Origin of the sequence: Streptomyces sp. NPDC026673 (assembly GCF_040638135.1) — a bacterium.
Lineage (GTDB): Bacteria > Actinomycetota > Actinomycetes > Streptomycetales > Streptomycetaceae > Actinacidiphila.
The window spans coordinates 1-25,971 of record NZ_JBEZXR010000029.1 but is presented as its reverse complement, the minus strand read 5'-3'; the positions used below and the strand labels follow the sequence as shown (position 1 = coordinate 25,971).

14 protein-coding genes and 1 pseudogene are annotated in these 25,971 nt (G+C 66.4%); 9 read left to right on the top strand and 6 right to left on the bottom strand.

Annotated elements, in window-relative coordinates:
- Positions 1–62: 62 nt before the first annotated feature.
- A complete protein-coding gene (locus AB0F62_RS20785; RefSeq protein WP_361800785.1) occupies positions 63–3,338 on the bottom strand; it encodes a right-handed parallel beta-helix repeat-containing protein in 3,276 nt (1,091 codons plus the stop codon).
- An 832-nt stretch (positions 3,339–4,170) separates the two neighbouring features.
- Here AB0F62_RS20785 and AB0F62_RS20780 point away from each other — a divergent pair.
- Positions 4,171–5,115 (top strand): S8 family serine peptidase, encoded by a 945-nt coding sequence (locus AB0F62_RS20780; RefSeq protein WP_361800782.1) that lies wholly within the window; start codon positions 4,171–4,173, stop codon positions 5,113–5,115.
- 201 nt (positions 5,116–5,316) lie between these two features.
- Here the strand turns inward: AB0F62_RS20780 and eccCa are convergent, their stop codons facing one another.
- Positions 5,317–9,228, bottom strand: a complete 3,912-nt coding sequence (gene eccCa / locus AB0F62_RS20775; protein WP_361800863.1) for a type VII secretion protein EccCa — start codon at positions 9,226–9,228, stop codon at positions 5,317–5,319.
- Between the two features lie 1,357 nt (positions 9,229–10,585).
- Between eccCa and casA the strand changes: the two genes are divergently transcribed.
- The 4 genes from casA to cas6e all read left to right on the top strand — a co-directional run bounded on the left by casA (position 10,586) and on the right by cas6e (position 15,793).
- Positions 10,586–12,268: a type I-E CRISPR-associated protein Cse1/CasA gene (casA, locus tag AB0F62_RS20770; RefSeq protein ID WP_361800779.1), complete on the top strand. Its 1,683-nt coding sequence runs from the start codon at positions 10,586–10,588 to the stop codon at positions 12,266–12,268.
- Positions 12,269–13,010: 742 nt separating this feature from the next.
- Entirely contained in the window at positions 13,011–14,186 is a 1,176-nt protein-coding gene (gene cas7e, locus AB0F62_RS20765; RefSeq protein ID WP_361800776.1) for a type I-E CRISPR-associated protein Cas7/Cse4/CasC, read from the top strand.
- Positions 14,183–14,980 carry a type I-E CRISPR-associated protein Cas5/CasD gene (gene cas5e, locus AB0F62_RS20760; RefSeq protein WP_361800773.1) on the top strand — a complete coding sequence of 266 codons (798 nt, stop codon included), beginning with the start codon at positions 14,183–14,185 and terminating at the stop codon, positions 14,978–14,980. The genes cas7e and cas5e overlap by 4 nt, the downstream gene beginning before the upstream one ends.
- Before the next feature lie 3 nt (positions 14,981–14,983).
- Complete coding sequence (gene cas6e, locus AB0F62_RS20755; RefSeq protein ID WP_361800770.1) at positions 14,984–15,793, top strand: type I-E CRISPR-associated protein Cas6/Cse3/CasE; 810 nt, start codon at positions 14,984–14,986, stop codon at positions 15,791–15,793.
- A 1,645-nt stretch (positions 15,794–17,438) separates the two neighbouring features.
- On the opposite strand, the gene AB0F62_RS20750 is transcribed toward cas6e, so the two are convergent.
- Entirely contained in the window at positions 17,439–17,906 is a 468-nt protein-coding gene (locus AB0F62_RS20750; RefSeq protein WP_361800767.1) for a nuclear transport factor 2 family protein, read from the bottom strand.
- A gap of 694 nt (positions 17,907–18,600) precedes the next feature.
- Between AB0F62_RS20750 and AB0F62_RS20745 the strand changes: the two genes are divergently transcribed.
- Both AB0F62_RS20745 and AB0F62_RS20740 read left to right on the top strand, forming a co-directional pair.
- Complete coding sequence (locus AB0F62_RS20745; protein WP_361800764.1) at positions 18,601–19,365, top strand: SDR family NAD(P)-dependent oxidoreductase; 765 nt, start codon at positions 18,601–18,603, stop codon at positions 19,363–19,365.
- An 867-nt stretch (positions 19,366–20,232) separates the two neighbouring features.
- Positions 20,233–21,138: a LysR family transcriptional regulator gene (locus tag AB0F62_RS20740; RefSeq protein WP_361800760.1), complete on the top strand. Its 906-nt coding sequence runs from the start codon at positions 20,233–20,235 to the stop codon at positions 21,136–21,138.
- Between the two features lie 130 nt (positions 21,139–21,268).
- On the opposite strand, the pseudogene AB0F62_RS20735 reads toward AB0F62_RS20740, so the two are convergent.
- The 3 genes and pseudogenes from AB0F62_RS20735 to AB0F62_RS20725 all read right to left on the bottom strand — a co-directional run.
- Positions 21,269–21,554 (bottom strand): annotated as a pseudogene (locus AB0F62_RS20735) (RNA-guided endonuclease TnpB family protein); the annotation flags it as partial.
- A gap of 51 nt (positions 21,555–21,605) precedes the next feature.
- On the bottom strand, positions 21,606–22,163 hold the full coding sequence (ssuE, locus tag AB0F62_RS20730) for an NADPH-dependent FMN reductase (protein WP_361800757.1): 558 nt from the start codon (positions 22,161–22,163) through the stop codon (positions 21,606–21,608).
- 529 nt (positions 22,164–22,692) lie between these two features.
- Positions 22,693–23,457 (bottom strand): SDR family oxidoreductase, encoded by a 765-nt coding sequence (locus tag AB0F62_RS20725; protein ID WP_361800754.1) that lies wholly within the window; start codon positions 23,455–23,457, stop codon positions 22,693–22,695.
- 402 nt (positions 23,458–23,859) lie between these two features.
- Here AB0F62_RS20725 and AB0F62_RS20720 point away from each other — a divergent pair, with 402 nt between their 5' ends.
- Both AB0F62_RS20720 and AB0F62_RS20715 read left to right on the top strand, forming a co-directional pair.
- On the top strand, positions 23,860–24,441 hold the full coding sequence (locus AB0F62_RS20720; protein WP_361800751.1) for a TetR/AcrR family transcriptional regulator: 582 nt from the start codon (positions 23,860–23,862) through the stop codon (positions 24,439–24,441).
- A 514-nt stretch (positions 24,442–24,955) separates the two neighbouring features.
- On the top strand, positions 24,956–25,971 hold a 1,016-nt coding region (locus AB0F62_RS20715; RefSeq protein WP_361800748.1), incomplete at its 3' end, for an acyl-CoA dehydrogenase family protein.

Sequence of the window (25,971 nt, the reverse complement as noted above, 5' to 3'; positions counted from 1 at the left end):
GTGCCGTGCGGGCACTCTCTGCGCCATGACGGCAGCCGGCAGAGCGTCGTGGCCTTCCGGCGTCAGTCCCGGGCGGCCACGTCCTCTGGGAGCAGCAACCGGAGGTCCTCCAGGCTGGGCACGGACATGGTGATGAGGCGGCTCGCCTGGCGTGTGATCATGCGTTCCAGGACCTGGCGCGCGAGCCTGGCGTTACCGAACGACCGGTCCCTCGGAAGAGCGTCGAAGTACTCCCGCAGGACCTGGCTCGTGCCCGGCCCGCACTCGTACCCGGCTCCGGCCGCGTGCGACCGGACGATCGTGACGAGTTCGTCCGAGGAGTAGTCGGTGAACTCGACACGCCGCGAGAATCGGGACTGCAGGCCAGGGTTGGAGGCCATGAACCGCTCCATCTCCTCGGTGTATCCCGCGACGATCACCACTACTTCATTGCGGTGGTCCTCCATCAGCTTCAGCAGGGTGTCCACGGCTTCCTGGCCGAAGTCCGACCCGCTGGAGCCGACCGGGGTGAGAGTGTATGCCTCGTCGATGAAGAGCACGCCACCAAGCGCGCGTTCGAATACGTCCCGGGTGAGCTGGGCCGTATGGCCGATGTACCGGCCCACGAGATCCGCACGGGAGACTTCGACGAGCTGTCCGCGCGGCAGCACCCCGAGGGAGGCGAGGAGTTCGCCGTACAGGCGCGCCACGGTGGTCTTGCCCGTGCCGGGGGGGCCGGTGAACACCAGGTGGTTGCTGATCTGCGGGACGGGGAGACCGGCCGCCTTCCGTTGTCTGGCGGTCGACAGCAGATTGATCATGTCGGTCACCTCGCGCTTCACGCCGGACAGGCCGACCAGGTCACCCAGTCGCGCCAGCGGATCGCTGTCCTCTCCCGCTTCGGCCCCCGCCAGATCCTCGGCGACGTCCTCGGGCAGCAGCAACTGGAGGTCGTCCTCGGTGACCTTGGTCAACGTGGCCAGCCGGGATGCCTGCCGGTCGACCATTTCCTCGAAAACCCGCCTGGCCTCCCGGCCGTTGCCGAACGTCGAGTCCCTCGGCATTCGCTCGAAATGCACCGCCAGTGCCTTGAGTGTCTGCTCGTGCAGCTTGTACTGATGCTGGGAGCACATGCTCTCCATGATCGCCACGAGTTCCGGAACGGTGTAGTTCTGGAATTCGATGGTGCGCGAGAAGCGTGAAGCCAGGCCGGGGTTGGAGGCCAGAAAGGACTGCATCTCAGTCGAGTAGCCGGCGGCCACCACGACCACGTCTTCCCGGTGGTCTTCCATGAGCTTCAGGAGCGTGTCAACCGCCTCCTTGCCGAAGTCCGCACCGGAATTCTTGCTGTCCGACACAAGGGTGTAGGCCTCGTCGATGAACAGCACGCCGCCCAGTGCGCGGTTGAACGCCTCGGTGGCCTTGATGGCCGTACCCCCGACGATCTGTGCGACGAGGTCGGCTCGGGATACCTCTACGAGGTGCCCCGAACGCAGAGTGCCCAGGGAAGCGAGGATGCTCCCGTAGAGGCGCGCCACGGTGGTCTTGCCGGTGCCGGGAGGTCCGGCGAACACCAGGTGCCGACTCATCGGAGGCGCCGGCATTCCGAGTTTCGCCCGGCGTTGTGCCAGTTGGGTCAGGTTGACCAACGTCCGGACCTGCTGCTTGACATTGTCCAGGCCGATGAGCGCTTCAAGGGCGACCAGGGCTGGATCGCTGCCGTCCATGGTGAGCGTGCCCGCCGGTTCGGTCCCCTCGCTGTCCCCGACTCCCCACGCGTCGCGCTTTTCGTTGTCGTTGCTGCTGAGTCCCTCGATGACAACGCGGTCACCCGCCTTCGACTGGATGAGTCCCGCGCCCGCGTTGCCACGCGTGGAGCAGTTGACCACGGAGACCGGTGACTCCGAGTCGATGCGGATGCCATCCTTGGCGCTGCCGCTGACATCGCAGGCGTTGAGCGTGGCCCGGGCGCCTTCGGCGATTCTGACGCCGAATCCGCCGCTGTCGCGAACCTGCACGCGGCTCGCGGTCAATTCGCCCCCGGTCTCAACCAGCGCCCCTACGTCGCCTGGGCCCGTGACCGTGAAGTTCCTCACCGTTACGATGCCGCCTTCACCGACGGAGACGCCGGCGCTCGACGGGGCACTGGCGGCGCCTCCGGTGATGTGTACGTTTCCGTCCTTCTCCACCCTCACGGCGGTCTCGGCACCGTCGACGGCGCACTCCTCCAGCCGACCGCGTCCGTTGTCGCTGACCAGGACTCCAAAGGAACCGGCGGTGACACGGGTGCGGCGCAGCAGCGGATTGGCGGCGCTGTTGATGGAGACGCCCACGGCCGCAGCATCGACCACTTCCAGCCGGTCGAACTCGGCGGTCGACTCCTCCTCGAGCAAGACTCCAGGACCGGTGGAGTCCCGCACCGTCAGGGCGACCAGAACCGGTGAGGATGCGCCGGTCACTTTGAGGGACGCTGCCTCCGCCGACTCAATGCAGCAATCCTCGAAGGTGCCACGAGAGCGATCCGCGATCAGCAGGCCAGTCCCCCGCGGACGGCTGACGCGGCAGCCCTGCAGCAACGGGTCGCTCCCCATGCCGACATAGATTCCGACTCCGGTGGTAGCGGTGACGCTGGAGTCCTTCACTACGGTGCGTTCGGCGCTGGTGATGTGGATCCCTGTACTGGTGTCGCGTACGGAGGTGCGAAGCACCTCCGTAGTGCACTCGCCTTCCAGGGCGATGGCGGGTTTGTCGGTCGCCGATATCTCGCTGTCCTGAATGGAGCCCTGGGCCCGCCCGTTGGCCAATACGCCGTTGCCGCGGGTGTCCCTGATGGTGCAGCCGCGTACCGTGGCCCTGCCTTGTTCGCCGATCACCACCGCTGAGGTGCCCAGGTTCTCCAAAACGGAGGACTCCACGGAGGTCTCCGCGGCGGATGTCACCACCAGGCCGGCACCTTCCGGGTTACTGACACGGCAGTCTCGCATCGCCAGGGCACCCGTGTCGCGGGCGAAGAGAACGGCCCAGCCGACTCCGGAGACGTCGCAGCCGTCCATTGCCACCTGACCTCGAGGGACGTCTATGACCGGGAGGTCCCTGTCCTTGCCCTGCAGGGCAAGGTCCGCGAGCATCAGCGCATCGGCCTTCAGCGTGATGGCACTCCCGCGATGCGGTGCGATTTTCACGGTTCCCCGCCCCTGCGCCGCCACAATGGTGACAGGTGTGTGGATGGTGAGGTTCTCCGAGTAGGTGCCCGCGTGGACGCTGATGAGAGCCCCACTACGGGCCCTGGCCAGGGCCTCGCCGATCGTTGGGAAGTCGCCTGCCTGGTCGGGGCCGACGGTCAATACCTGGCGTGACACGCGTGAAATCCTCCTAGGACAAGGCAGCCGGGTCTGTGACGGACGCCTGGACGAGCAGCTCACATCATCCCCCGCGAAGCGACAGGCGATCGAGCGCAACCCCCTTGCAAGCGGGCAGATCGCCGGCCCGCGAGGTTGCAGGTGACACTCCGCGGATCCCAAGACGGCGAATGCGATCATCTCGCCCTGAGGTTCGCGGAGTACGCCCCGCCCGCTCGGCGTCCATGGACGGTTGCGGTTCCGCAGCTCTTGCGACACCTTCCTCCCCGGCCACCGCGTCGTCTCGAGTTCGCGTCGTCGGGCTGACCCTCGGCTGGCCTGAGGCAGCCTGACCGCCGGCCCCTGATCACCACATAGCGGGACCGCACATCTCACCCCGCGACCATGCTGCCGACCAGGACGCCTGTCACATAAGCGAGGCATTCACCGATGCCGGCAACCGGCCGGTGATCGCTCCGCCGAAGCCGACCGATAGCGATGTGGACGACACAACAGCCACGCGACACGATGCCACCCCGGCCCCGGGCTACCTGTCCCACACCGTGGTCGGACACGGCAGACCGGACACCTATGATCCGGAAACATGCGTTCCTTGCGTAGATCCCACACCTGGCGGCTCGCCCCCACCCTGTCACTCCTACTCTCCCTCACCGCTCCCGGCGCCGCGCAGGCGGCGGGAGCAAAGGAGCCGGTCAAGCTACCCGTCCTCCAATCCGAACTTCCGCCTGAAGCGCCCTGTGTCAAGGAGCACAACACCGCGGTGTCCACGGTGCCCTGGGAGCAGCGCATGCTCGCCCTGCGATCTGTCTGGCGCACGGCGTCAGGCGCGGGTGTGACCGTCGCGGTGGTCGACACGGGAGTGTCGACTGACCTGCCCGCACTGAAACAGCGTGTCACCGCGGTCGGGCAGGCAGCTGCAGACTGTGTGGGCCACGGGAGCTTCGTCGCCGGGCTGATCGCGGCCAGCCCCTCGGCCGCGATCCAGTTCGCCGGGGTCGCCCCGCAGGCCCGAATCATCGCGGCCCGCGGTACCGACGAGCGGGGCCAGGCGACCCCGGACAGCGTCGCGGGCGGGATATCCGCAGCCGTAAAGGCGGGTGCGGCCGTCATCACCGTGTCCCCGGCGCTCGACCGCTCCTCGGAAGCGCTGGCGAAGGCGGTACGCCTCGCCCTGCAGAACGACGCCGTTGTCGTAGCCGCAGCGACGCCCGACCCGCCCAAGGGCACCTTCCCCAGCAAGCCGCCGAAGGCACGGGACTACTTTCCCGCTGCGCTGCCGGGTGTGCTGTCGGTGGTCGACTTCGACAAGCAGGCAAAGCGGCCGCAGAACGCGCTGCTGCCCCGGCAGGCAGACCTCTCGGCTCCTGGGGATGGCGTGATCAGCGTCGGTCCCCGGGGCAAGGGCCACCTGATCGGCTCCGGGGCTTCGCTCGCCGCCGCGTACGCGGCGGGTACCGCCGCACTCGTCAGGTCCGCCCATCCCTCCATGCGGGCAGCCGAAGTCAGCAGGTACCTGGTGACGACCGCCTATCCGGCTGATGTGCCGCGCCTGGATCCGTACGCCGCGGTGGGGTCACTGCGGGATACCCCTGAACCCGAGGACGCGAAGGTCGCCACGCCCCTGGTCGACTTGCCGGACCGGACGGTCGCACACCGCACCATCAGCCGGGCCTCGCTGGTCAGCGCTGCAGGCGTCGCCCTGGTGATCGCGGTTGCCTGGGCGGGGGCCGCGGTACCCCGGGCGCGGGCGCGCCGTCGGGGCCAAATCGCGGGGTGAGGTCGTCGCCGGTCTGCCATTCGGAGCACGGGAGGCGGTTCGCTTGCGGCCGAGGACCGCAAGGTACAGGAAAGCCGAGGCTCCCGGGTCAGAGTCGCTCTCTTGGCCCGGGAGCCGTCGACCGTCTCCAGTGTGATGTGCCCCCGAATGGAACTACATTTTGCGCAATCCCTGCGCACCGCTACAGCAGGGGCCGATCTGTCACGGCGCGACGGCCGTCTGCATCGCGGTGATTCCTCGCCGGGCAATGTACCGAGCGCGGCCTGCAGGGAGTTTGCGCGGCTTGACGTTGCCGAAAACGTACCCTTCGGACGGCGGGCAGGACAGCAGCAGTGCGGGGGTATTCACGTCGCCGAGTCGCCGGAACAGTTGATCGCCCTGGGCACGCCCGGCTCCGGAAGCGGACCGGAGCACAATGACGTGGAGTCCCACCTCGTGCCCAAGGGCGAGGAACTCGAAAAGCGGCGAGAGGGGGTTGTCGAAGCCCGACCCACTGAGCATGTCGTAGTCATCGATCAGGACGAACAGCCGGGGCCCCACCCACCAGTCGGCCTGCCGCATCCTGGCGGGACTGATCTCCTCGCTGGGCAGCCGGGTCTTCAGGGCTCGCTGCGCGCCGCTTACCATCTCCTGTAGCTGGGTCAGCGCGACTGCGTGCCCGAGGCGGTACTCCTGCGGGACGGCTTCGGCAAGTTCGCGCCGGTAGTCGACCAACAGGATGCGGGCTTCCGCCGGGGTGTAGCGCGCCATGATCGCCGATGCGACGACCCGCAAGAGGTTGGTCTTGCCCGACTCGGAGTCGCCTATCCCCATGAGGTGCGGCGTCCGGCTGAAGTCGTGCCAAACCGGGGCCAGGTTCTCCTCGTCAAGTCCCAGCGGAACCCGAAGCCCGTCACCCAGCTCGGGGGCGGGCAGTTCCGCCGCGGGAAGTTGAGCAGGCAGCATCCGTACCTGGGGGGCCGACCGACCGGACCAGTGCGCGGATGCCTTATCAACCAGGTTCGCTGCTCCCTCGGCGAGATCGGAAGCGCTGGAAGAGCCGTCTATCCGCGGGAGCGCAGCAAGGTAGTGCAGTTTCGTCCCCACGGTGAGCCCTCGGCCCGGACTATGGGGAACGCGGGCGGCCTTGCGCGTGTCCACGACGGAATCCATGGCATCGCCAAGCCGAAGCTCGAGGCGGGTGACGATCTGGTCGCGCACCGCCGTCTGCAGTTCAAGCCACCGCGCCGCGCTCACCATCAGGTGCACTCCGTAGTTCAGGCCGCGGCTCGCGAATTGGGAGACCACGTCGACCAATGAGTCGAAGTCCTGCCGAAGGGTTCCCCAGCCGTCGATCACCAGGAACACGTCGCCGTGTGCCTCCCCGGCGAACTCCCCCGCCGCCCGTCGCCTGCGGTAGGTGGCCATGGAGTCGATGTTGTGCTCGAGGAAGAATTCCTCCCGGTGCTGGAGGACCGCGCCGACCTCGGCTACCGTCCGGCTGATCCGCTCGGTGTCGAGCCGCGACGACACCCCGCCCACGTGCGGCAGCCCGGCCAGCGAGGACAGCGAACCACCCCCCAGGTCGAGACAGTAGAACTGAACCTCCTCGGGCGTATGCGTGAGGGCCAGGGCGCTGATGAGAGTCCGCAGCAGCGTCGACTTGCCGGACTGGGCACCACCCACCACCGCGACATGCCCACCCGCCGCCGCCAAGTCCACCACGAGTGGATCCCGACGCTGTTCGAACGGCCGGTCGATCAAGCCCACTGGGACCGTCAGTGCCCCGCTCTTCGGCCACCCGGTGGCGGCGAATCCCCGATCCGGTGTCGGTGCCAGGCCGGGCAGGAGTTCGTCGAGTGACGCCGGCACGCCGAGCGGCGGCAGCCACACCTGGCGTGCGGGTGGTCCTGCGTCCCGCAGGCGTTCCAGGGCGACCGTCATCAGGGGTTTTTCGGCAGCGGTTTCATCCGGCTGGGCCACCTGGCGGACCGGGGCCCGTGGCACAACGTAGTCGGACGTCCAAGGCACCATCTGGCTCTCCACCTGCGCCCGTGTGACGGCTCCGGCCCGTCGGCGGTAGTTGCCGGAAACATAGGCGGCGCGGAACCTGGTCAGTGCCTCCACGCCGCTCTTCAGGTAGCCGGCGCCAGGCTGCGGCGGCAGCTGGTAGGCATCGGGTACCCCGAGCACGCCACGGCTCTCCATTGCCGAAAAGGTCCGCAGGCCGATGCGGTAGGAAAGGTGCCCCTCAAGGTGGTGCATCCTTCCCTCATCGAGACGCTGCGAGGCAAGCAGCAAATGCACTCCGAGTGACCGGCCAAGGCGCCCGATCATCACGAAGAGGTCCATGAAGTCCCGATGCGCGGAGAGCAGCTCGCTGAACTCGTCGACGACGACGAAGAGGCTGGGCAAGGGGTCCAGTTCGGCCCCGGCCGCCCGTGCGCGCTCGTAATCAAGGGCTGAGGTGTAGTTGCCGGCCGCGCGTAGCAGCTCCTGGCGGCGGACCAGTTCGCCGTGGAGGGCATCCTGCATGCGTTCGACGAGGGAAACCTCGTCGGAGAGGTTGGTGATGAGTGCCGAAGTGTGCGGCAGTTCGTCCAGTCCCAGAAAGGTGGCTCCACCCTTGAAGTCCACCAGCACGAAGTTCAGGATCTCCGAGGAGTTGGTCAGTGCGAGGGCCAGTACCAGTGTGCGCAAGAGTTCGCTCTTGCCCGAGCCGGTCGCACCGATCAGCATGCCGTGCGGTCCCATGCCGCCCTCGGCGGACTCCTTGATATCCAACTCGACCGGTGTGCCGTCCGCGCTGACGGCGATGGGAACCCTCAGCCTGGTGCGATCCGTGATCCGCTGCCAGAACGCCTGAGGGTTATGCGAGTGGAGGTCGGATATGCCCAGGAGAGCGGTCAGTTCGAGGTCGGAGGCCATCGGGTCGCCGGAGGTCTCCCGGCCCAGGCTCATCCGGAAGGGAGCGATCAGGCGGGCGAGCGCTTCGGAGCCCCGGAGGCCGGAGACGTCGGGTACGCCCAGGTCGGTGGTCTGCTCCTTGCGATTCCGATCCGTCCGCACCAGCCTGACCTGATCGGGCTGCACATCCAGGCGGACGGTGACCCGGCCCGGGCGCCACTCCAGGGTTTCACTGACATCGATCACCACGGCATTGCGGAATCCGGGGCCGTTGATGCGGTGTCCGTTCGGAACCGCGGCTCCGTCGATGATGATGACGACGAACGGTTCCTCTCGGCCCGGCGCCACCTGTGGGTCGAGCGCCGGGCGCTCCCGGAACTCCGCCCCCAGTAGTTCTTCCAGATCGTTGATCGATGATGCCGTCATCCTCAGTTGGCCAGCCCCGTCGTGCTCCTGCGGATGCAGGTGGTGTGGCAGCCACTTGAGCCATTCCCATTCGCCACGAGTCTCGGGGGTCGCGCACACCGCAATCCACAGATCCTCCGGCCCGTGGAACGTCGTCAGCTGGGCCACCATGGCACGGGTCACATTTCGTATTGCCGCAGAGTCTCCGCGCATCAGAATCCGCGCCCACGAGCGAAGTGAAATCGCCACGGGCTGCTCACGAATATTCCCGAAAGCTCTGATGAACCGACGCAACGCATGCGCCGACAGAGGGTCGAGATCCTCAACGGGCTTGGTGGAGAGCGGCACGAGCTTCAACGCCAGCTGCTGGTCCCCCAATGCCAGGCGGACCTCAGCAAAGTCAGGGTCCTGTGGACGGCGCTCCCACAACCTGCTGGTTCGGGCCAACGACAGCAGTTGAACGGGGTCCGGGTGCCGCCAGGCAAGTGCCGCCCGCTGCTCGCCAACAGCGCGGTGCACCTGCTTGCGAGCCTGCGTCAAGTACCGCAGGTAATCCCTGCGCTCACCCTTCGTACGCTGTTTCCGTTCACCGTTGCGACGCATGACCTGGCCGAGCACCATGCCGACTGCCGAGAGAAGCATCACTCCCATTACCACGTACATGAAAGCTCCCCCGCCTCCAGACATGCCTGGGCGAAGGAACATCATCATCATGGAAACGGACATGAGGGCCATCGGCCCGTACGTCCAAATGGCTGAGCTGTCGGGGACCACCTCCGACTGGGTCGGCGGTTCCTGGAGGCTCAACTCTCCCTGCGGCATGTCCGGCCCCCGACGGCGCGCGGGGCGGCGGAACAAGGTAAAGCTCACTGAAGTAACTCCTCCTGGGGCAGTGAATCCTGCTTCCCGAGGCCGGACGCGAGAAGGCGTGGGAAGCCGGGCCCTTCCCGTAGTCTGCATGCGATCAACCGAGTCGTTCAACAACGGGTGATCGCGATCCGCGCGAGGTTGACCTCCAGTCCTTCCAACTGGCCGTTACCCCTGGTGGGCTTGTCACGGACCATGCAGAGCGGGAATTCCCGGAACCGCGTGGACGGACGCCCCAAGCCGGTAAGGAGCCCCTCCTTACCATGGTCCCTCAGAAACGAAATCTGGACCTCACGAATTTGACGTCGACTCGATCCATAGAACGTAGAACGCCGAGCAATACGCCTGCGCGCTTGGCTCGGCGGGCTCGGGCACTCGGACACGAACGTTCAGCGGGCTCGCGAAATCGGCCTCTTCAGCAGTCGCGTCACGTGGTACCGCCGGTAGGGGCAGCCGCGCCCGCAAGACCATCAGCGACCGAACCGGCCCGCCGGCTGGAAGCGGGCCTGGATCGGCACTGCCGCGCCGGAAGTGGTGTCTTCGCCACTCCGACGCAACCCGCGTAGCGGGTAGGGCTGCCGGACACACAAGAACGTGCACAGGCAGGTTGATCACCCCGCGTAGGCGGGGAGGACGGCCGACCGTCTTCGAAGCAGCGCATCCACGCAGAACCACCCCCGCTTGGGCGGGGACTCACGTACCGGGAGAGATACGCGGGTACTGACCATTGAACCATCCCCGTGTGGGCGAGAACGACCGTGCCCGAATCCTCAAGGACGTCCCGACGCCGGCATCACCCCGGCACGGATAGCGACGCCTTGTGGAGCGCATCCACGGAACACACAGCGGCGGGCGTCGTGCGGACGCGAGAACACCTCCTGTCCTGAAGCGATGCTGGTAAAGGTGCGGGCGGCTCATGTGTCGTGACCGCTCCCGTCCCGGTCGAGAAGGCCGCGGCTCCGTTACGCACCTGCCGTGGTGTGGAGGCCGGGCTGGACAGTGTGGTGGCCATCGGCTCTTCGACGACGGGAACGGCAGGCAGCGCCCGACTTGCGTGACTCCCCGTGGCACGGCTTGCAACGGCACGGAGAACGTCCTACACGGCGACGGCAGCGGCGGTGCTTTTCAAGAACGGGTGCCGATGATGGGTCGATGCTGCTGATGTATGAATGAGAGTTCGCTTCGGTTGACCTGCACGACCTTTCCAGTCAGGGGCAACGTGCGCTGCTGATTCACCGCACGCGCACGACCAGTCAAACAAATTCGGTCGATGCGTCCTGGAAAGCGTGCCTCATCCAGAAAAGGGACTTCCATGGGGCCTGAAGGCGATCTCGTCCGCGACGAGTGGTTGTCAGTAGTCCGCACGGACGGTACGACGCGCACGGTTGGATTGCTGGAGGTACTGATGGCCTCGGATTCGGTGCGCCGGCTGGACCTTCCGGTGGCGACGATGCTGCCGGCCCTGCTACGGCAGCTACTGCTGCCGGTGGTGCTGGACGCCGTCGGCGCGCCTCGGACGCGTGAGGAATGGCAGGAGCGATTCCAGCGTGGTCGATTTTCCAAGCAGGAGATCGAGGAGCTCGCGAATTATCTCTCCCCCTCTCGATACGCGGACCGGTTCCGGTTGTTCCCCCGTGCATCTGAGCGTCCGTTCGCTCAGGCCAGCGGGCTAGCCGCGCTGACGGGAGAGACCAAGCCCTCGACGTTGCTGATCCCGTCGATCGCGACGGGCAACAACGTGCCGCTGTTCAGCGCAGTCACCGAAGCAGACGGCCTGAATCTGACGCCTGCCCAGGCCGCCTTGTGGTTGCTGCACGCACACTGCTGGGACACCGCATCCATCAAAACCGGCGCAGTCGGCGATCCTCGGGCGGCAAGGGGCAACAAGACCACCGGGAACCCGACTGGCCCCCTCGGTCAGCTCGGAGTCATAGTGCCGACCGGGCGGACACTTTACGAGACTCTGCTGCTGAATACTGTGATTCTGCCGGGTGGGCTCGATCCAGCCGACCGCCCCCAGTGGGCGTGGCCGGAGCGCTTGCCCATGGCCGCGACGAAGGACCCGGCCGGCCCGGAGTGGTCCGTGCGCTCCGCGCCTGGCCTCCTGGATCTGCTGACCTTCCAGAGTCGGCGGATCCGGCTGATCCCTCGGGAGACACCGGATGGTCCGCGAGTGCAGCGGGTGGTGGTCTGCGCGGGCGATCGGCTCGACTCCACCGCGCGGATCGATCCGCACACTGCGTGGAATCACTTCGCCCAGCCGCATGGAGGCCGGCCGTCATTGCGGCCGCGCCGCCACCTGTCCGGGCGGGCGGCCTGGCTTGGCGTGGCTGCACTCCTCGCATCCACGGCACCCGACGATTCCGACGGGCCACGCACCTCCGTGCTGCTACAGCAGCTCGGCCAACTCCGGACGGAAGGCCTGCTGCCCGCCGATTACCCGCTCAACGTGGAAATCTACGGCCTGGAGTACGGCAACCAGAACTCGGTGGTCGAGAACGCCGTCGTCGATGCCATTCCACTGCCGGTCACATCCCTGATGAGCAAGGACGTCCTCCTGCGGCCTGCGATCTTGGAATGCGTCGAGCAGGCGGAAGGGGTCGGCCGCGCTTTGGACGATCTCTATGCCGGCCTGCGCCGGGCTGCGGGCGGTCATCCACTCCCCCAGGGCAAGAGGGAAGTCGCCTCGACACGGTTTCTCGGCATGGTCGACCGCAGCATGCGCCGCCTCCTGGCCGGCCTCCGCACCGCCTCAGACAACCCCGAGTTCGTCGAGCGCGGCCGGGCCGCCTGGGAGGAAGTACTTCATCGGGCAGCACTCGATGAGTGCCGAATCCTGCTGGCTGCCACTCCACCCCGTCCCGCGGTCTCGCGAAGAATCAAAGCGAACGGCACTGAGGCGGTCGTCTCTCACCTCGGCAGCCCGGAGGGCATCTTCCACAGGTCGGTCTCGGAGATCCTGTCTCGGGTCTACCGGGCACGTTCGCTCGAATAGTGAGATGCCGCATGCCGACCAGCGCCCGTGCCTCACGCGCCGCCACTGCGGGCAGCCCATGACGACGTGCCTGCCCCGTGCTGTACGCAACCTGCGGCACTACAGGGCAGCACGGACCGCACAGCGCGCAGCATGACGGTCATGGGCCCGGCGTACGGGAGCACGCTGCCGAACCATCTCCATACCGGTCCGGCTGAACCCAGCGCCACGTTGCCCAACACGCCGCGTCAACCCTGTTTGGCCTCCACCAGCCACTGACCGAGCCTTTGGTTCACCTTGCCGGGACCGCGGAATTGCCCACCGTGAACTGTGCCAAACCCAGCCAACGACCCGCAGGGTTGAGAGGATCGTCGCCACCCGTTAGAGCAGGCACGCATCCGGGGACCAGGGGTCGGGGCTTCTCCATTCACGCGCACACGATTCGGCCTGAAGGCGGGGGCTCGCCACTCACAGCTTCCACGACGGCACGTCCGGCCCCGACGCCCGCAGCCGGTACGCCCATATGATCATCCGTGACAAGTTCCCGTGTCGCTCACTGCGGCTCTGCGCCGCTTCGCGGTGTCGCTCCCCCGCACGGCAGTGTCTGGCCCGGACGCCGGTACGGGCCGCGGCCGACCGCTGTCGGGTCACGCCCCGTCGCGGCGCCAGGTGTGAGCCCCCTGGGCGGCCCGCACCTGGCACGCAGCTCATTTCCGCCAGTGCTGCCGCAAACGGCGCACGACCGCACCGAAGGAGCCCGCTCTTGGATAGCACGCTCTACATCGAAGTTCACATTCTCCAGAGCGTCCCCCCATCCAGCATCAACCGTGATGACTCGGGCGCCCCAAAGCAGGCCGTCTACGGGGGAACCCCCCGCGCCCGCGTCTCCTCGCAAGCCTGGAAGCGCGCCACCCGGATCCACTTCGCGAACAGCGTGCCATCCACGGACCGCGCCACCCGCACCAAGCAAATCGGAGTCCTTCTCGCCGACCGGCTCGCTCAGCCCACGAACGAGGGCGGGTCCGGATTGACATCCGATCAGGCCAGGCGACTGGCCAGCAGCCTGCTGGAGCCACTGGGCATCACCAAGTCGCCCAAGAGGGAGGGAGAATCCGCGTACCTACTGTTCTTCGGCAAGCGGCAGCTCGACGCGCTCGTGGCTCTTCTGGGCAGCCGACCCTCGGAGCTCGCTGCCCTGCCCGACAAGGATCTCAAGGAGGAAGTCTGCAAGCTCCCCGTGGCAGCCGCCCTGTCCACCGGGCACCCTGCGGAGGTAGCCCTTTTCGGCCGGATGGTCGCCGACCTAAGGGCTCTCAACGTGGACGCCGCGGTGCAGGTCGCGCATGCCTTGTCCACCCACGCCGTGCGCACCGAGTTCGACTACTACACGGCCGTGGATGACGAGAATGTCGAGGACTCCGGAGTCGGAATGATCGGCACCGTGGACTTCAACTCCTCCACGCTCTACCGCTACGCCGTCCTAGGCGTCCACCAGCTCAATCACAACCTTTCCTCCGCCGACGCCACCAGCGAGACCGCAGTCCAGTTCGTGGACTCCTTCACCCGCTCCATGCCAGCCGGCCGCCAGAATTCCTTCGCCCATCGCACCCTGCCGCACCTGGTCTTGATCACCGTCCGCACCGACCAGCCCGTCAACCTCGTATCCGCATTCGAAGAGCCGGTCACTGGCCACGACGGCCTGGCCGCAAAATCCGCCACACGCCTGGCCTGCGAACTCACAGCGATCGCCGCCACGTGGGGCAGCCGACCACACCGCACCATGGCCACCTACGCACTGAAAGCAGACAAGCTGGCGGACGCCGTCGGCCCCTCCCTGCCCTTCCCGGCCCTGCTGGAATCGCTTGGGGACTTGGTGGGTCAGTGGCTCGCCGACGGCACCCTCCCCACCGACGGCACCCGGCGGGCGGACGCCTCATGACCAACTCGGCTGTGCTCGTGCTGCGACTGGCCGGGCCCCTCCAGTCGTGGGGCGCAATCTCCCGTTACAACCGACGCGACACCCACTCCCAGCCCACCAAATCCGGCATCCTCGGACTGTTGGCCGCAGCCTGCGGCCGCTCCCGCGGCGACTCGCTCACCGACTTACTGAATCTGCGACTCGGGATCCGCGTCGACCAGCCCGGCAGCCAGCTGCGTGACTACCACACCGTCAGCGACCATCGCGGCCTACCGCTCCCGGCCAGCAAGGTCGATGCCAAGGGGATTCAGAAACGGACCAGCCCTGCGAAGCACGTGCACGTCACCTTGCGTTACTACCTGCAGGACGCCGTATTCATTGCCGCATTGCGGGGTCCCGCATCCCTCCTGGAACGCCTCGATCACTCCGTGAAGCACCCCCACTATCCTTTGTCACTGGGGCGTCGCTCCTGTCCGCCCACCGGGCCGGTCAGCCTCGGACTTCGACCCGACGCCGAGCTCGATGTCATTCTGTCCACGGTGCCCTGGCAGGCATCCCCCCACTATCGCCGCCGCACCCACGACGCGCACATCGCCCTCGAAGCCACCGTCGAGGACGCGGCAGGCGAGGATCTCGTCGCCGACGTGCCTGACACCTACGACCTTCACAATGGCACCGCCTTCAGCCATAGACCACTACGTCGCCTGTGGGTCACCGTCTCCACCGGGCACGAGCCACAGACCACGGACGCACCAAGTCTCTCTACCAATCCTGGCTACCCCGGCCACGACCCCTTCGCGCTCCTGGGTTGGTGACCCATGCCATACCTGTCAAAGATCCCTCTCAACCCACGCCGCCGCGGAGCCACCGCCCTCCTCGGCAACCCGTATCGGCTTCACACAGCAGTTCTCGCTGGCCTCGCCCTCCAACCGGTCTCCGAGCGCGTCCTGTGGCGCCTGGAAAGCCACACTGCACACCGCGCCGAACTCCTGGTCCTCACCGAGAGCCGCCCGGCATGGCAACACCTCATCGAGGAGGCCGGCTGGCCCGACGCCGACGGCGGCCAAGCCTTCACCGCTGATTACGCCCCGGTACTTGAGCGACTCGTCGTTGGCCGGGAATTCGCCTTCAAACTCACCGCCAACCCGGTCCACTCAGTGCGCCGCCCTTCGCAGCCTAAAGCCGCGCAGGCCTCCCGGCTTGAAGGGCAGGACAGCATCCCCGGCACCTCAACCGAACGCAGCGCCCGAGGCGTCCGCGTCCCCCAACGCACTGCGGCACAACAGCTCAACTGGCTCCTGAACAAGGCTGATCGTCACGGTTTCACCATCCCCGCCATGGACCCAGCAACCGGTGCACCGGCCCCCTCGCATGAGTCACCCCAATCGCAGGCCCCCACCCCCGCCGTGTCCCTGTTTGCCCGCAATATCCTTTACTTCCGCAAACACAGCCAGGGCCGACAAATCACCCTGGCCACCGCCACCTTCCAAGGGAAGCTCCGCGTCACCGACCCAACCGCGTTGCGTGCGGCCCTCCTCTGTGGCATCGGGCCGGGCAGGGGCTACGGGCAAGGGCTCCTCACTCTCGCTCCGCCCCGAGACCACCCATGCCTGACGTCGGAACAATGACTCATGAAATCCGTGGCTGCTCTTGTGATGCCGAGTGACCGAACCGCGCAGCCTCAAGGTGTGCTGTTCTGGGGATTTGGTGCGGTTGCTTCCATATCTGTTGGGTGAGGCGGTGGAGTCGATCTCGCGGGATGAGTCGGGCAGTTCTTCAAGGGCCTTGGCCCTGGATGCCCGACAGCGACCTGCACCGAACAGATCCTGAGACCGACCAGCCCCCAAGCCCGGCAACCCCCAGCCCTTCACAAGCTACTCGCGCCGGTCGCTGAGGCTCTGGCCTGCCGGGCCGGAGCCCGGCCGGCGCGACAGATGCTGCCGGTGGCGAGTGACACCTGCCACGGCCCCTCCGAGCTTCCGGCCTCGAGTAATCCGGTGCGGTGCGTCTACGCGACACTGCTGGCAGACCTACCCGGCCGGGACGCCGAGACCGTCGCCCTGTGCGAGCAAATCACCGCCGGGCACCGGTCCCTAAATCCATGGTACGCCCGCCCTCACCACCCCATCCAACGCGACGTGGCCACTCTCAGCCGCCGGCACATCTCCTGGCAAGCTCACAGCCTCAACCGCTTTTCGTCAGAAGCCAAAGCCATCCCGCCCTGCATAATCAACGCTGAGACTGCGGCAAGATCGGGGATTGACCTGGCGACTGGCGAGCACCCCTTCATGAAATTCTTATATGAACGCTGCCGCCCGAGCACCCCTTCGTGAGATTTATCGAACCTCACGGCTAATCGCCACGATGGCATAGCCGGCGCCGCACACACAGGCATCAAGGCCGAAGTGATGACTCCCTATCAACTCCTTGCCGGCCTCGGAAGCTACCTCTCGGCATACATCAACGTCAACCACTCCGGCAGGATGGCATACTGAAAGGGTGACGGAGTCCCTCGTCCGAGCCATGAAGACTTGGTCGCCTTCACGGCAACCGGAGGGGCTCCGTCCTCCATCGCACAGAGACCCAATAAGCGACTAGTGACATTGTCGCGACCGACCGGGTCATAAAATTACATCTCGAGTGATTGCAGGCTTCGAGGCATTCGTCAGCACCCCTACACTTGAGCGGCAGCCAGTAGCGAGTATCACCTCCTCAGAATCAAGTCCACCCTCCAGGGCATTCGAAGCAAATGCCCGACGGCCGCAAAAGTTTCGCCTGGACCTGCTACCGCGATCTGATCCAGGCGGCCCACCACCAGCTCGCCGGTCCGATCCGTGCTCGTGTGGGACAACTGTGAGACTGATGCGGCGCACCACCACCGCCAGCCGGGCCTTCACCGACCCGCAAGACCTGATCACCGCAGTCCGCCAGGGCTTACACCGACGCCAATACCGCCACGACGTCCTCGACGGCTGCCTCACCGGAACCCGGCTCATCCCCGCCCCGCCATGACGACATCATGCATTCAACGTCGTTGGCTGCTGCACCGGGCGCGACGGAAGACGCGCCCACGCTTGGGGGTGGCCATGCCACGTTCGACGGGTCGCTCGTACGCCCAGTTCAGCGATCTTTGCCGAGCGGTGAGCCACATGCAGGGCGGGCGTCTGGTCGGCGTGGCGCAGGTACCGCGAGCGCCGCAGTAGATCCGCCTCGCGTGCGACGGTCTGGGCCGCCCGCGGCGCGAGTGGAGCTGCGGCGCCAGGCGCGCGCGGCTCAGAACCCGAGGTCGGACAGACCCGGGTGATCGTCGGGCCGCCGCCCCGGCGGCCAGTGGTACGCGCGGTCCGACTCGGCGATGGGGAGGTCGTTGATGCAGGCCAGCCGTACGCGCATCAGGCCCTCGTCGTCGAACTCCCAGTTCTCGTTGCCGTAGGAGCGGTACCAGTTGCCGGAGTCGTCGTGGCACTCGTAGGCGAAGCGCACCGCGATGCGATTGCCGTCGAAGGCCCAGAGCTCCTTGATGAGCCGGTAGTCCTGTTCCCTGGTCCACTTGCGGGTAAGGAAGGCGACGATCTCCTCGCGCCCGTTGACGAACTCGGCGCGATTGCGCCACCTGCTGTCCGGTGTGTAGCCGAGGGACACCTTCTCGGGGTCGCGGGTGTTCCAGGCGTCCTCCGCCAGGCGGACCTTCTCGATGGCGGTCTCGCGCGTGAACGGGGGTGCCGGGGGCTTCATCGGCATGCTCTCTCCGTGACGTGAGGGGGATGGCGCTGACCCACCCCGATACGACCAAGTGCAGCCCACAGCGGACCCGAGCGCATCTCGACCGCTCCCACCCCGCCCCGCTTGCCACGCACGCACGACGTGCTCACCGACGGCAACTACCTGAACCCAGGGCCTCACGAGGGGTTCCGTCGGATATTTACGGGCAGAAGCGCTCACGAAGTAGTCGTCCACCTCGAGACACCCCACTCCTCCTGCGAAGGCGGCGACGACCGCCACGAGCCCGAGGAGTAGATTTCTTGAGTCGCCGCTCTCGAGGGGGCTTTCAGTCCGCGCGTGGCCGCAATACGAGCACCCAGGTATCCACGGCCAGGACCCACGACCCCGGGGAGAACGGTTGGCCTCGGCCGCTGATCTGCCTCTCCCACACGCACGGACCGGCCAATCTCACGGCCGGATAACACTGCAGGTCACAGCTCTCCGCCCCAACGAGATGAGGGTCCCGCCATCTCACAGCAGCTGCACTGCCGAATTTTTACCTATCGTTCATTCCAGATAATGCTAGTCTGTCTTCCCAAGACTCGGAGGGGCCGGCCTTGCTCCGCGTACAACGACGTGCGCGCCCCAATCCGGCCTCCCGATACGCGTAAGCACCCCACCCCGGACCAGGCGCCTCAGCATGCCCCTGGTCCGGGGCAACGAACGGAGACAGATGTCCAACCGTCTGGAGTCGAAGGTCATCATCGTCACTGGAGGCACGTCCGGCATGGGCTCGGCCTTCGCGAGGCGGGCCGCGTCCGAAGGGGCGACCGTGCTCATTGGCGCGCGTGACAAGCAGCGTGGCGAGACGATCGTGGCGGAGATCACCGCGGAGGGCGGCACCGCCCTGTTCGTCCCGACGGATGTGACCGTCGAGGAGGAAGTCGCCAACCTGGTCGACGTCGCGGTCAAGGAGTTCGGCGGCCTGCACGGCGCCTTCAACAACGCCGGCGGCGGCGACAGCCAAGGTCCCATCAGGGGCATGGAGGCGTCGTTCTGGGACAGCGTCCTCGCTCTCAACCTGACCAGCGTCTTCTACAGCCTCAAGCACGAGATCCCCGCGATCGTCGCCAGCGGCGGCGGCTCCATCGTCAACAACGCCTCCGTGGTCGGTGTGGTGGGCGACCCCGGAGCCGTCGCCTACGCCGCCGCCAAGCACGGCGTTGTGGGCCTTTCCCGCTCTGCGGCGCTCGACGCCGCCAAGGAGAACGTGCGGGTCAACGCCCTGGTGACGGGTCTGGTGGACACCCCGCTGTGGCGCGGCCACACCGAGCGCAACCCGGAAGCCGCACGCGCCATGCTCAACCTGCAGCCGACCGGCCGCGCCGCCGACGAGGACGAGATCGCCGCGTTCACCGCCTTCCTGATCAGCGACGAGAGCCCGTTCATCAACGGCGCGGCCCTGGCAATCGACGGCGCACTCACCTCCGGCGTCTAGAGCCCACCTCTCGGGCAATCCGCATTCCGGCGCGGTCGGCCCCGGCTGACGGGTTTGTCCCGCGTGACGACGTGAACGGAGGCTCGGGCGACCAACCGAGCACCCAGCCTCTATCGTTCGCGCACCATGCCTGTGGTGCACGACCGCGGGGCCGGCCCGTCGTGATCTGCCCAAACCGGCCTGACCTCGTGGTGCCGAACGGGATGCCGTCGGTGATCGACGGGTGCGGCTTCTGCCGGGCCCAGCCAACGGCATCCCGTCCTCATCGACCGCCACCGTGGGCGACCTCCGCAGGGCCCTCGGCCCCGTGCGGATCCCTACGTGACCAAGGAGTGCGACTTGCGCGCAGTCCTTTCCCGCATCGGAACCGTGCTTCGGCGCAACGCGCAGTCGTTCGTACGCCGGACCCTCCACCCGTATCGACCTTGGCCACGGCGCGGCGGCCACGCCATCCAAGAGAAGCATCGTGCGCAGATCGCCGACCCGCGCCAAGTCCTGGAAAGCTGCTGCTCACCCCGTACCCGACACGCCACCCCGTATTCGTGATGAACAAAGCCCCCTCGCTGCTGACGACAGCAGCTTGAGGGTATCCGAATAGTCCGGCCGCGATGAGCACGCCTCCGCGGTACCTCGCAATTCGACAGATGGACCTCCCGGCACACCCGGCGGGATGTCGGGTGACGGCCTGGCGAGGGGCACAGCAATGCTTCGGTCCCCCATACCTTCCCCGCAGTCGCGGAACCGGCTGGCATCAAGAGACGACAGGCGCCGGGCCAGCCCCCTCCATCCTGGGCACTATGATTATCTCGAACGAAAAACGTGATTCTTGAGCAGTGGTGCCATGAACCATCCCAGGGGAGAACGACCGTGGAAATCCGCCAATTGCGGCACTTCATTGCGGTCGCAGAAGAACGGAGCTTCACCCGGGCCGCCGAGCAACTCAACATGGTGCAGTCCGGCGTTTCGGCATCGATCCGCGTCCTGGAACGTGAGCTGGGCACCATACTCTTCGAGCGCAGCACGCAGCGCGTCCAACTGACTTCGGCCGGGCAGTCGTTGCTCCCGCAGGCACGTCGTATCCTCGGCGCGGTGCGGACCGCCCGACAGCTCGTCGACGAAGCCCGCGCCGGCCTGCGTGGAACCCTGGAATTCGGGATCCTCTATGGTCTCACCCCCGATAACATCCTTGACGCGCTCGCGACTTTCCGCAGAACATACTCGGGGGTCCAAGTCCACATGCGAGGCCCCGGCAACCGCGGCTCCAGCTCGCATGTCAATGACCTCCGCAAGGGAAATCTCGACCTGGCTGTCGTCATGACCACCGGACGCTCGCTGCCGGGATTGTGCTTGCACCCGCTGAGCACCGAATTTGTCGGGCTCGCTTGTGCCACAGACCATCCCCTGGCCGACCGGGCCAGCATCGAACTCGCCGACTTGGCGAATTACGAGGTGATCGACTTCCCGCGCGGTTGGGGGGTGCGTTCCGCAGTCGATTTCTCCTTCAGCCACGCCGAGTTGCCACCCCGCAAAGCCACCCTCGAAATCGACGACATCCCTACAGCCCTCGACCTCGTCCGCCATGGCCTCGGCCTCGCCTTCGTGCCCGAGCGCCTTGTCGAACGCAATGCCGGCGTGCGATTCGTACCCGTAGAACACCACCGCCCGAAGTATTACATCAGCCTGGCCGAACCCGACGATCGCCCGCTGAATCCAACCGCCCGGGCATTCCTGGACGCGGCACTACGCAACGCACGACTTGCGGAGGGTGTTTGAGAGGATCCCGATCGGCATTCCCTCCGGGTGTTGACGTTCCTCCCCGCCCTGAAGGACTGGGAATCCCGGCTCACGTGGGCTGGGGGCCAGCGGTCCACCAGCACTTACACGATCAGCACCAGCTCAGGCGGAGACAAGCCCGGGCCAGCATCACACGGGCGGAATTCTCGTCCCCCGGGGGCACAACTCCACACCCGGTGCCGAGGATCGCGGTACAGGTGTAAGTACGCTCCAAAAAAGGAAGTGCTGGCCTGGTTCTCGCTCCGCACGACCCGCAGTGGTAAATGTTGGTGTGCGCGGGGTGCACGAGGCGGACGTCCCTCCCGTACTTGCGGCCCGACCGCCGCATCCGCCACCTTGCGCACCGTGGTGGTAAGGCTGAGAAACCGCGGCCGGAAGCCCTCGACCGCGATCGCGAGTGAGGAGCTGCCAACCCGATCCAGCACCGATCGGTGCTCTCGACGCGCTCATCCGATAGGCGCAGCCGGGGTCGGGAAATCACCCAGCGCGTGCGAGAACTGGTCCGTGACGCGGGCCAATGCCTTGTCCGAAGCCTGTGCCACAGTCAGCGCGCCATCATCGTCCACGACAATCTCCCTGTCGAGGGTAAACCAGCCCGGCGTAATGTGCGCGGGGTTCATGGAGCTCAGTACGGGGCGCAGTGCGTAGTCGATGGCGAGGACGTGTGCGGTGGTGCCACCAGTGGCCAGTGGTAGAACCGTCTTGCCTGTGAGCGCATACTGCGGAAGCAGGTCGAGTAGCGCCTTGAGAAGCCCGGAATAGGCAGCCTTGTAAATGGGGGTTCCAATCACCACCCCGTCTACGCGTTCGAACAGTCCGATCGCTTCTATAATCGCCGGGTGATCGACATCGGCATGAAGCAGAGCCTCAGGTGGGAGCACGCGGACGTCCAGCGGAACCACCTCATGACCATGGGCCCTGAGCCGGTCATCCACATGTCGCAGCAGTCGGGCGGTGCGGGATGTCGCAGAGGGGCTTCCGGAGACGGACAATACAGTAGCCATACGGAAACCTTTCAAGAGTTTTGGTAGCCCCCGAAGAGCGGTGTCAGCGACGGCCGGACCCGGTGACGGGCAGATGAGGCTTGTGCCGATCCGTGCGCATGGAGCAGTACCGCCGTCTCCGTTCGACGGTCGGGCCTTGTCTCGGGGCCGGGATCTCTCGTAGAGCCCGTCGAGGAGTCCGTTGCCGTAGGCGGATCGATGTGCCCTATGCGAGTTGGCACATCGATCCGCGGTCTACTGGGCTGTGCCCCGGGCACGTTGACCAGACCTGCGCCATGGACGGGCTGCCCGATATCGCGCGGCGTCTGCGAGGGAACCGGCTGACACCCACAGCACGTATTCCCGTGTCCGCGCACGCGGGGACCCACGCCGCGCGTTGCAAGTCGGCCGGACGTATCCCCGCCCGCGGCAGCTGGGTCGAGAGTGGCTGCTGCCAGCATCACAAGCAGGCTGAGGTGACTGACAGTGACACATGGCAATCATCTGAACTCAGGCGATTGCAGGCAGGTCACGGTGGAATGCCGGGGCTCTAGACGCCGGAGGTGAGTGCGCCGTCGATGGCCAGGGCCGCGCCGTTGATGAACGGGCTCTCGTCGCTGATCAGGAAGGCGGTGAACGCGGCGATCTCGTCCTCGTCGGCGGCGCGGCCGGTCGGCTGCAGGTTGAGCATGGCGCGTGCGGCTTCCGGGTCGCGCTCGGTGTGGCCGCGCCACAGCGGGGTGTCCACCAGACCCGTCACCAGGGCGTTGACCCGCACGTTCTCCTTGGCGGCGTCGAGCGCCGCAGAGCGGGAAAGGCCCACAACGCCGTGCTTGGCAGCCGAGTAGGCCACGACCCCCGGGTCGCCCACCACACCGAGCACCGAGGCGTTGTTGACGATGGAGCCGCCGCCGCTGGCGACGATCGCGGGGATCTCGTGCTTGAGGCTGTAGAAGACGCTGGTCAGGTTGAGAGCGAGGACGCTGTTCCAGAAGGACGCGTCCATGTTCCGGATCGCTCCCGGGACGTCGCCGCCGCCGGCGTTGTTGAAGGCGCCGTGCAGGCCGCCGAACTCCTTGACCGCGACGTCGACCAGGTTGGCGACTTCCTCCTCGACGGTCACATCCGTCGGGACGAACAGGGCGGTGCCGCCCTCCGCGGTGATCTCCGCCACGGTCGTCTCGCCACGCTGCTTGTCACGCGCGCCAATGAGCACGGTCGCCCCTTCGGACGCGGCCCGCCTCGCGAAGGCCGAGCCCATGCCGGACGTGCCTCCAGTGACGATGATGACCTTCGACTCCAGACGGTTGGACATCTGTCTCCGTTCGTTGCCCGACATGACGAGATCGCGGCTTGTCGGGGAAGTGTGTGATGGCCGACGGGGTAGCCAGATCGGCATGCGTGCGACCGCCTCCGCAACGCCGCCTGCTCCCTCTCACCACCATACATCAGGAACGATCGATCGATAAAGATTGATCCACTTCGTCCTGATCTCGACCAATAGGACACAAATGTCGGTGGCAAGGGCTCACGAGTTGCCGCACCCTCGATTCAGGGTGCGCACGAGACGACCTGACTCCCGAGTAGCGTCCCACCGGGTCGGCGCATCACCGCAGTTCGAGGCGAGGCTGGGATGCCCCGCTCGATCCAGGCTCGCGGCACCCCCACCGCGCAGGAATCTGTACCGTTCGTTCTGGTGTGCATGTACTCTTGGGTTATGGCACGCCTCAGGGAGTTCGACACCGAAAAGGCAGTGGAAGCGGCAATGAACGCCTTCCGCCTCCACGGTTACGACGGCACATCGGTCCAAGACCTTGTCGACGCCACCGGCGTGGGCCGCGGGTCCCTGTACGCAGCTTTCGGTAGCAAGGAAGGGCTGTACCTGGCGGCCATGGACCGCTACCGGGAGTACTACGCGGCGCCACTGGTGGACATCCTCCGTGAGGGGGCCCCAGGCCTTGAGCTTCTGCGTTACGTCCTGGTGGCAGCAATCGACGAGATCGTGCGCGACGGCAGCAGGCGAGCGTGCCTGATCGTCGGAGCCGCTGTAGGCCGGATTGCCCACGACCCTCAGGTCGCCTCCCATGTGCAGTCGACGACGGAGTTGCTGGAGGACGCGCTCTATCAGGTCATTGTGGAGGCGCAGGGGGACGGGCAGCTGTCGGATAAGCGCGATGCGCGGGATCTAGCCCGTTACCTAGTCATCACCATGCATGGCTTGCGAGTCATGGGTGCCATGAACCCCGACCGCGCGGCGCTCATGGGGGTCGTCGACACTGCTCTCGAAGCGCTCACCTGATCGCTCGATGGTAATCACGCCATCGGTTCGGGGCGCTCCCGCTTCGGCGTGTGTTACTAAGTCAAAAAGTGAGTGCGGTACCGACGAGTTCGGCGGCGGCTTTGGTGCCTGCCGTACGAGAGAACCATGGTCCACTCCCCGGATGTGAGCGCTGGCCGGGAAGTCGAAAATCCATGAGTGAAAATGGCCCCTACGCAACGACACGTCCCAGTTGAACGTCCTCTGCGGGGGACGTCCCTGCTGCTTCCACGGGCCGGGTTGCCTCCAGCTCAACAGGCGCCATCGCCCTTCTCCCCCACCGACCACGAACACGGCACTGGTGTGAGACGAACTTTACCGTCCCTGGCCGTCCTTCCGTGGTCTTCGCGATCCTCCCGCCGGCGCACAGCGGATAGTCGACCGCCCAAATGATCGATACCGCACACTTCCGTCAAGGTTGACCAACAGCGCCGATCCCGGATGCATCGAGATCCGGCCTCCACGGCGCCTGCGTTGTCACACGCATTGAATAGCAATGGAGAAGGCAACTAACTTGGATAGCACCACGTACCCCAGGGCGCCGCGGAGCGGGCCGGATCGAGCCGATCTGACAGCCGAACTGGCTTCACTGGCCGCAGCGTTTCGCCCGTTGTTGCGTGAGTACGCCGCACAGGGTGACGCTGACCGCGTCGTACCTCATGCCGTTGTCGAGTCCCTGAGGGAGGCCGGTGTCTTCCGGCTGCTGACTCCGAAGCGTTTTGGTGGCTACGAGACGGATCTGCGAACGCTGACCGAGGTGTCGGAGGCCTTGGGGCAGGGCGACGGATCGGCGGCATGGGTCGGGATGATCATCTCGACGACGAACTGGCTGGCGTGCCTCTTCCCGGACAAGGCGCAGGAGGAGGTCTTCGGGGCTGACCCCGACGCGCGGGTGACCGGTGTGGCCGCGCCGACCGGCATGGGGGAGAAGGTTCCCGGTGGGTGGCGGGTGAGTGGCCGCTGGTCGTTCAACTCCGGTGCCCCGTACGCGACGTGGGCGGCGGTCGGTGCGCTCCTGAAGGACGAGCGGGGTGAGGTCGTCGACCAGGCTCTGGTGCTGATCCCGGCCGCTGAACTGACCGTGGAGGACACGTGGCACACCGCGGGTATGCGGGGTACCGCCAGCAACACCCTGGTCGGTCATGAGGTCTTCGTCCCCGAGCACCGGGTACTGTCGGTCCCGGCCGCCGCCAAAGACATCTACCCGCGATCTTCGCGTGATGGCGTCCTCTACAGGGCCTCATTCGGGCCCATGCTCCTGCTGCGTTTGGTCGGGCCTCTGCTGGGTCTGGGGCGTGCCGCTCTCGACGTGGTGACGGAGGCCGCGGTGTCCAAGCCTTTGTCGTTCACCGTTCACGGGCGGCAGGCGGACTCCGTGGGCATCCAGACGCAGATCGCCGAAGCGGCACTTAAGATCGAGACAGCACGTCTGCACATCTACCGCGCGGTGGACAAGGTCGACGCGGCCGCGGCGGTGGCCCCGCTGGACTACTCGGCACGCGCCCACATCAG